A 7,860-nucleotide genomic window follows, 5' to 3' on the forward strand; every position below is an offset into this window, starting at 1 on the left:
GAAGCCTGGGTCTTCATCGCCCACATCCGCCTGCTCACGCGTCGCCTCGCAAGACCTTGAAATTGCACCAGTCGTTTTGATTCAGACACTAAGCCTGAACGTCCTTGCCGCTGTGTGGAGACTCGAAAATAGGCAACGGCGCTCGACATGGTTCAAATCACTCGGGTGTGCAAACTGCAAACCACCGTTTGCAGTGTGCTCACAAGACACGGTTCAGCAAGTTCTTTCAGGAATTAGGCTTCAGCAGCAACGCGGTTGAGCTGGAGCACCGCCTATATGACGCACACTTGTTGGAAGGCATTTCATGAGGACGCCGAGTTTTCGCCTCCAGTGCAGATAACCATCCTTTGTCAGCACGTTGCCTCCTTATCGCGCCTCCCACAGCCGCCGCGGATGCAGCTGCTTCCAATTTGTATGAGCACGCCCCTAAGTCTGCGGCCAGAACGCAATCTCGCGACGATCGTTCATGTCAGTGTGGATTACAGGTGCGGCTGTGCAGGCCCTATCGAGCCGGCCCTAGCCAAGCTAGCTGCGCCCCTTCACTAGGACGTACCCGATGCAGAACAAGTCCCTAGCAGCCACTGGCTTTCTCTGCCTGGGCGTTCTCGTCTTCTCACTGCAGGACGTGATCCTGAAGGGCCTCTCGGACACCTATCCCGTTACGCAAGCGATGACTGTTCGATCAATCGTCGCATTGCCCATTCTGCTGGTGCTGGTCGGCGCGACCGCTAGAATACGGTCTATTTTCTCGAAGCGAGCCGGGCTGCTCGTTATCCGAGCGGTAATCTCGCTGGGAGCATACCTCTTCTATTATCTCTCGATCGCAGCGCTTCCTCTGGCCGATGCTGTCGCACTCTTTTTCGTCGCCCCGCCCATCATTGCAGGTCTCGGGATTCTCTTCCTCGGAGAGCGACCTCACACCGCAACCCTGATCGCGCTCATTGTCGGCCTGCTCGGCGTCATCATAACGCTGCAACCGGGTCTTGCTGTCTTCGAATGGGCAGCTGCGTTGACCCTCCTGGCTGCTGCTCTGTACTCGTCGGCCCAGGTCTTGGCGAGGAAGCTTGGCGACAGCGAGGTCGCCGCGGTTATCACCTTCTATCAGAACCTGGCCTTCCTCACCGGCGCGCCGGCGCTGGCGGCGCTTGTGAGCTTGGGCGGCCTTGAAGACGCCAATCATCCAAGTCTTGCCTTCCTCACGCGCCCATGGGTCTGGCCTACGCTCCAGGATACTTTGCTGATGGCCGGCTGCGGTGTGATCGCATCTGCCGGAATGACATTGCTTTCCCAGGCTTACCGCCTTGCCCCAGCAGGCAACGTTGCCGTCTTCGAGTACACCGCCATCGTCTGGGTCCCACTTTGGGGGCTGCTGTTTTTCGACGAGGTGCCGAAGATCACCACCGTTCTCGGCGCAGTTTTGATCTGCGGAGCGGGGCTGTTCGCCCTAAGATCTGCGAGGTGAAGCGCTGTTCCGGCAAATTCGGCGTCGTCTAAGACCCCGAAATGGCCTGGGTAAATAGGGGAGCCAATGATTAGACGGCTCTAGTCAGGAACAAAGTCGAACATCCGTGATTTTGTATGTTGCCCAGAGTGGCAGGACCGATAGCTATCCAACGGGTGTTCCATGGATTCTCCAACGTTGCCTCCGCCCCCTCCGACTGAACTCAGCCAAGCACTAAAGCGCAATATCCAAGCGATTGAGGAGCGCCGGGCGAAGGAAGCAAGCGAGGCAACTTTGGAAGAGAAAATCGCTGAGGCGATTACTTCTTTTACGGGCAGTATGCGTTTCGTGTACCTTCACTTGGCCGTGTATGGCGGCTGGATCGTCTCGAACTTGGGCTGGATACCGATCACTCCGCCATTTGATCCGACATTCGTGATACTGGCTATGGTAGCTTCCGTCGAGGCCATATTCCTCTCGACGTTTGTACTGATCAGCCAAAACCGGATGTCAGCTGCCGCAGACAAGCGGGCGGATTTGGACCTTCAGGTGAGCCTGCTGACGGAGCACGAACTCACAAAGCTTATTGAACTTGTCGATTCGATAGCAGATCGGTTGAATGTAAAACCACCCGTAAGCGATATAGAAGTCGGTGAGATTAAGAGGGACGTTGCGCCAGAAGCAGTGCTGGACGAGATCGAATCGAAGCAGCGGGAGACTGCGAAGAAGCTGGACCAGCACTAGTGTCGTGATTTCGAAGTTCGGTTGAGCTGCCCTTCATGAGTAAGTTCCTTCACGTCTTAATTGAAGACTGGCAGTTTTGCGTGCAAAGGGCGAAACACGCGCCCGGCCTCGTTTTTAAATGCGTTGCCACGCGTGTGAGAATTCCCACAGACGAACCTACCCACTCCTCATATGCTTTGCGCACCGATCTTGTTCTGACCTGTTCGGTTGAGGAGGAAAATATCATGTACAGATACACGGTCCTTGCAGCGCTTTGCGTGACGACGGGCTACGCCTCTGCAGGTGAACTGGACCCCCTACAAGGAGGGAGTATCGATCTCGGCGGTTTTCAAGGCGTCGTCTATTATACGGAAGCCGATAACAGCTTCCGGGTGGTCACCACGATCGCTGAAGGCGAGGCGGGCTTGCCTGTGCGCTTCGAGGCAACCCTCGATGAAGGCCAAAGCCTCACGATCTCGGTTCCAGGCAGGTTGGACGAGCGCAGCCAAACCGTCGAGATTTCGCGGGCCGGCGGCAAACTCTTCGTGGCAGGAGCCGAGCCCCCTCCCGAACTCGTTCGTGCCGGCCATTGAATCTGTCGCCTCCGAGGACGAACTCGATCTCCGCGAAATATGCCCGAGGTTAAGAACGGCTTCGATGACCGACCGACTTTCGTCCACCAAATCGGCGTAGGTCGAGCTGACGAAGATTTGGTATTTAACGTCCACGCGGCTTCACCCTTCGATCCGCCCTTGTAAGTCTGCAAGCAGGCTGGGGGATAACGTTCCGTGCCCGCATCAAGAAGCCGAGTCATGATTCTTGCAAGGGTGATGCGATCGAAGCCCGACCCGCGCGCTGGCACGCTAGGTTGCCCGGTTTGCCGGAAGGAATAATCACTTGCGGCCGAGGAGTATGAAACGTGCGGTGCCCCCCGCCGCAGCGACAGCCTTCGCTATTCCTTCTTGTCGACCAGCGCCCGTAGTGCCGAGACGTCATGCAGCAATAACCTGCTGCCGCGCTTTTCGATCAGGCCTCTCTTGGCGAGGTCGCTCATTTCGCGCGAGACCGCTTCCCTGTGCGTGCTCATCGTTGCCGCCAACTCGGAATGCGTCGGTGCCGGGCTTATGGACACCTCGCCGTCCACGAGTGCGGCTTTCTCCGCCCGATGCAGGAGCTCGACGATCAGCCGTTTTCGCACGACCAGAGTGCTGTATTCGAATACCCGCTCGGTCATGCGCCGGAGCTGGGCAGACAGATGCTCAAGCAGCACCCAGGCAAAAGTAGGGTGGGTCATCACGATATCCCGGAATGCTGTGCCGGACAACCGTGCAGCGCGGGTTGCCTCCAGCGCGACTACGCTGGCAGAGCGTGCAATCCCGTCAATGCCTCCGAGCTCCCCGAAAATGTCACCCGGTTCGACATCGCGATACGCTATCTCCCTGCCGTCCGCTGAAACCAGTGTCACGCGAGCCCGTCCTTCCAGCAGGAAGAAGACATCGCGACCAGTGTCGCCGTGGGAAATGATTAGCTCGTTGTGTCGATAGCTGCGCTCGTGCCACCGTTTGGTCAGCGCGGCGAGGTCGGCATCGCAAAGTCTTGAGATGAAGGCCAGAGAGCCTGTCACAACGGTCTCTTGTTCAATCAAGGGTACTTCACCTTACTCCCTATCCAAGGAAATTTGATGGCCGCAGGCCCCGCTTTCCGGGATGCAAACTGGGAGCGGATTTCGCCAATGTTTTCCCCGGTGTGGGAATTCCCACAGCCGAGCCTGGTTCGACTGTCATATCCTTGTTGCAACGTCAGGCCCGCCGGCTCGTGCGCAAGCCGGCGAAAGGAAAGGGAACAGTCATGAAATTCTTGGCTCCCGTCACAAAACTTGCTGCGGGGTTTCGCAAATTCGTCGCGCCGCGCTACCGCCCGGAGCTTTATTACATGCGTGGCCCGGGGCCAGCCACCGCCCGCCGTATGGGCACGCCGCGGCAAAACCAATCCATCGACCACTAGGCCTAACTTGCCTCGCGGACGGCTAACGCTCTCGCCCGGAGTGCCGTTCCGTACCGGTCAATTCAGATCAATGAAGGTACGATCTGATCATGGTTATAATTCATGCTGCCGCCATTGGTCCATTTCGCAGGTGGTTACGCCTCGGCCGAGATCCTCTTTGGCTGGTCCACGAGCGCGCGATCGAGCCTTACATCGCGGCTTCGACAAGCAGCGGCGCGCGGACGGGACCTTCGAACGGCACTACACCTGCGATCCCAAGGACTGAATGTTGACCGACGGGAACTGGGGAGGATCTCAAAATGATCATGTCAGTTGTTAAGTCCCTCGCGCTCGCTCACGCTACATGCCAATTAAACAGCTGAAAGACGTCTATTTGGATTGCGAACGGGGAGGCCGCCGGTGCGCTGGGGAGGCCCTGGGCGTGGTTATCGGCGACGCGCCTCGGCTCCGACTCGGGGACAATTTCGCAAAAGAATCCCCAGGGGGTGCGAGCCGTGTCGAGGATTAGGCCATGACGTGGAGGTCGCTTCGGACGACGGCGCTCGCCGGCCTCACCGTGGCCGCGGTTCTCTTGGCGGCGCGGGCTGGGTTCGCCGTCGACGACGAACCGGTGAACCTGCTGCGGCTCGCGTCGGCGAAGGTCGAATCGACCACGTCCCCCGCCGACGCGACTGCGATCGCTCTGTTGACGGACGGCGACGCGAAGACGGTCGCGGAGATCGAGGCGTCGGAGGCCTCACCGCTAGACGTCACGTTCACGTTCGGTGGAGGCGTTGTGGCGCCGGAGGGGATCCGGGTCACGCTGCCGGAGGGCTCGGGCAGCGCGGCGGCGCGCGTGGAGATCCTCGTCTCGACGGTGTCGGCGCACGCAGGGTTCCGGTCCCTTCGCGCTGACCCGCTCGCGGCGAAGGGCAAGCCGCAGACGTTCGAGTTCCCCACCACGGCGGCGCGCTGGATCATGGTGCGGCTCGCGCCGCAGCCCGGGGCGCGCAAGGTAGCGGCGGCGGAAGTGGATGTCATCGGTCGGGAGGGTGAGCCGAAGAGCCACTATGCGTTCGCCGAGTCCCCGGCGAAGGCGTTCAACGTGCTCACGCGCCTCGAGAAGACCACATCGCTCAATCTGGCGGTCTCCGACGACGAGAAGGCGATGTTCGCGAAGGCGAAGGCGGGGCGCTTGACGCCCGTGGAGTTCGCGGAGGCCGCGCTGCTGGCGTCGGGCGTGGTCGACGCGGGGAAGAGGAAGGAGTACCTGAAGCGCCTGGACGCGCTGGAGCAGCAGGCCCGCGCGGCGGTAGCGAACGCGCGCACTCCCGCGGCTAAGGGCGAGGCGCTCCTGAAGTGGCTCCACAGGGGCCCGATGTCGCAGGGCTACGTGGCGCACCAGACCAATCTGTCGGTGATCCTCGACACGGGCACGTTCAATTGCGTGTCGTCCGCCGCGCTCTACAACGCGCTCGCGCTGCGGCTCGGGCTGGACGTGCGAGCCATCGAGGTGCCCGACCACGCGTTCTCGATCCTCTACGACGGCACGCGGCACATGGACGTGGAGACGACAAACGCCAATGGGTTCAATCCCTCGCGGGACAAGGCCGCCATCGCCAAGTTTGAGCAAATGACGGGCTTCCGCTACATCCCCGACGCGCACCGCGATCAGCGCCGAGAGGTCGAGGAAGCGGGGCTGGCGGCGATCATCTACTATAACCACGGTGTGTTGCTCTCGGACTCGAAGCGTTACCACGAGGCGCTCGTGGCGAACTTCCGTGCGATGAGCCTCGACCCCGAGTTCGGCTCGGCGGTGAAGAACGCGCTGGTCGTGCTCGCGAAATGGGGAGCGGAGCTCGCGCACGACGGCAAGTTCCAGGAAGCCCTGCAAGTCGTGACGATCGGTCTCGCGCTGGCGCCGAAGGACGCGGCGCTTATTAATAACCATTCGGCTGTTTGGAGCCAGTGGGCGCTCAGCGCGGTGGACGCCGGCAAGCCGGCCGAGGCGCTCGCCATCCTCAAGCGAGCGGCCGCCGCGGTGCCCAGCGGCGGGTTCCAGGGGATGCAATCGCTGGTGTACATCCGGCCCGCCGACGCACGGATGCGGGAGGGCCGGTGGGACGACGCGCTAGCAGCGGCCGTGCCGGGCTTCGAGGCGCTCGCGGGCGAGCCGCGCAAGGAGCTTGAGAAGTGGCTTGGCTACTTCGGGCAGGGGTGGTCCGCCGCGCTGGCCAAGAAGGAGGGTGAGCTGAAGGCTCTCGAGGCGCTGCGCGGGCTCGCGGCGCGTTTCCGCGGAAACGAACACGTGACTTGGGCGGCGGACAGCCACGTGCGCCGGATGGCGTACGGGCTGGCCGACGCGGGGAAGTTCAAGGAGGCGCTCGCGGCGATCCAGGGGGCCAAGGACCTGATGAAGGACGCAGCGGGTGTCCGCGAGGTGTCGCTCTTCGTCTACGACAACTGGGCGAAGCGCCACATGAAGGACGGTCAGTGGGAAAAGGCGGCGGACGTGTACGTGAAGGCGCTCGCGCAGTATCCCAAGGCGGGCATGCTCAAGCAGAACGTCGCGTACGTGGGCCAGGAGTGGACGAAGGCCGCCTACGCGAGGGGCGGGGTCCCGGCTGCCGCCGCGATCGCAAAGGCCCTCGCGGCAAAGTTCCCCGGAGTCGAGTCGGTCGCGAAGTCCGGCGGCCGGGAGGTGGGTCGGACGGTCTACGACTCGATTGGGAACAGGAATTTCGAGGCCGCGCTCGCGGCCGTGGAGCAAGGGAAGGAGCTCCTGCCGGGAAACGAGGCGCAGGAGCTCTACTTCGCGGCCTACGATGGCTGGGCCAAGAGTCACATGCAGGAAGGCCAGTGGGTGAAGGCGGCAGACGTCTACGCGGCGGGTCTCGGGCGGTTCCCCGCGATGGAAAAACTCCAGGGGAACATCGGGTGGTTCGCGCAGGAGTGGGCGAAGGAAGTGGCCGCTGGGGAGGGGCCGGACAAGGCGGCGGACGTGCTGCGAGCGTTGAAGCAAAAGTTCCTGGGCCTGCAGAACGTGGTGCAATCGGCGAAGAACCACCTGAACAACACGGTGAACGCTCTCGTGCGGGACAGCAAACACGAGGAGGCGCTCGCGGTCCTCGAGAGGCTGAAGGACCTCGCGGAAAGGGAGGCGGACGTGGAGAGGCTCGCAGTGTTCGCGTACGACCAGTGGGCGAGGACGTTCATAGACAAGAAGGACTGGGACGGGGCGATTGCGATCTACGACAAGGGCCTCGCGCGGTATCCGGGCCAAGGATTGTTCAAGCAGAACAAGGCGTATTGCATCAAGCAAAAGAACAGGTAGGAGCGGGTCCGTCCGCGCTCTCGGGCCGTTCCGCTTGCCTTCAGGTGCGCCACCGCCCGCACCGTGATGCCGCGCCCCTAAAGGTTCGATGATTTATGGCGACATCGCCGAGCTTTCCCAGATAATCGCTTTGAGCCGGTAGCCGGAGCATCTATTGAAAACACGCCAGTTTGAGGGCGGCCCACGCGTTGCGCAGGTCTGCCGCGCGGGCTTGGTGCGTGAATCTGTCTTTCGGCCGGTTCAGTCTCGGCGATGGATACGCATCTCGATGATGCTGCTCTCCACTAGAGCGTCGGACGCTCAGGTTGAATCGAGAGGGGATTCCAGTGAGGCGACGTTCGTGATTCACTTCCTGTAGGAGGTGATTTGCGATGCCCAA

General features: G+C 61.4%; 5 protein-coding genes. 4 read left to right on the plus strand and 1 reads right to left on the minus strand.

Features of this window, described 5'->3' with window-relative positions; genetic code table 11:
- Positions 1 to 556: 556 nt before the first annotated feature.
- The 3 genes from NKH12_RS29220 (at position 557) to NKH12_RS29230 (ending at position 2,757) form a co-directional block, all read left to right on the plus strand.
- The gene (locus tag NKH12_RS29220; protein WP_352956304.1) at positions 557 to 1,462 is read left to right on the plus strand and encodes a DMT family transporter; all 906 of its coding nucleotides are present in this window, start codon (positions 557 to 559) and stop codon (positions 1,460 to 1,462) included.
- Between the two features lie 162 nt (positions 1,463 to 1,624).
- Entirely contained in the window at positions 1,625 to 2,185 is a 561-nt protein-coding gene (locus NKH12_RS29225; RefSeq protein ID WP_352956305.1) for a DUF1003 domain-containing protein, read from the plus strand.
- A gap of 224 nt (positions 2,186 to 2,409) precedes the next feature.
- A complete protein-coding gene (locus NKH12_RS29230) occupies positions 2,410 to 2,757 on the plus strand; it encodes a hypothetical protein (protein ID WP_254026881.1) in 348 nt (115 codons plus the stop codon).
- A 359-nt stretch (positions 2,758 to 3,116) separates the two neighbouring features.
- On the opposite strand, the gene NKH12_RS29240 is transcribed toward NKH12_RS29230, so the two are convergent.
- Positions 3,117 to 3,788, minus strand: a complete 672-nt coding sequence (locus tag NKH12_RS29240) for a Crp/Fnr family transcriptional regulator (RefSeq protein ID WP_095482857.1) — start codon at positions 3,786 to 3,788, stop codon at positions 3,117 to 3,119.
- 891 nt (positions 3,789 to 4,679) lie between these two features.
- Between NKH12_RS29240 and NKH12_RS29245 the strand changes: the two genes are divergently transcribed.
- Positions 4,680 to 7,481, plus strand: a complete 2,802-nt coding sequence (locus NKH12_RS29245) for a hypothetical protein (protein WP_352956306.1) — start codon at positions 4,680 to 4,682, stop codon at positions 7,479 to 7,481.
- Positions 7,482 to 7,860: the final 379 nt, after the last annotated feature.

Origin of the sequence: Mesorhizobium sp. M1322, from assembly GCF_040318085.1 — a bacterium.
In the GTDB taxonomy this organism is placed as follows: domain Bacteria; phylum Pseudomonadota; class Alphaproteobacteria; order Rhizobiales; family Rhizobiaceae; genus Mesorhizobium.

Excerpts from the sequence above, each read along its gene's own strand:
- NKH12_RS29220 (WP_352956304.1), top strand. The coding sequence starts at position 557 with ATGCAGAACAAGTCCCTAGCAGCCACTGGCTTTCTCTGCCTGGGCGTT.
- NKH12_RS29245 (WP_352956306.1), top strand. The coding sequence starts at position 4,680 with ATGACGTGGAGGTCGCTTCGGACGACGGCGCTCGCCGGCCTCACCGTG.
- NKH12_RS29230 (WP_254026881.1), top strand. The coding sequence starts at position 2,410 with ATGTACAGATACACGGTCCTTGCAGCGCTTTGCGTGACGACGGGCTAC.
- NKH12_RS29225 (WP_352956305.1), top strand. The coding sequence starts at position 1,625 with ATGGATTCTCCAACGTTGCCTCCGCCCCCTCCGACTGAACTCAGCCAA.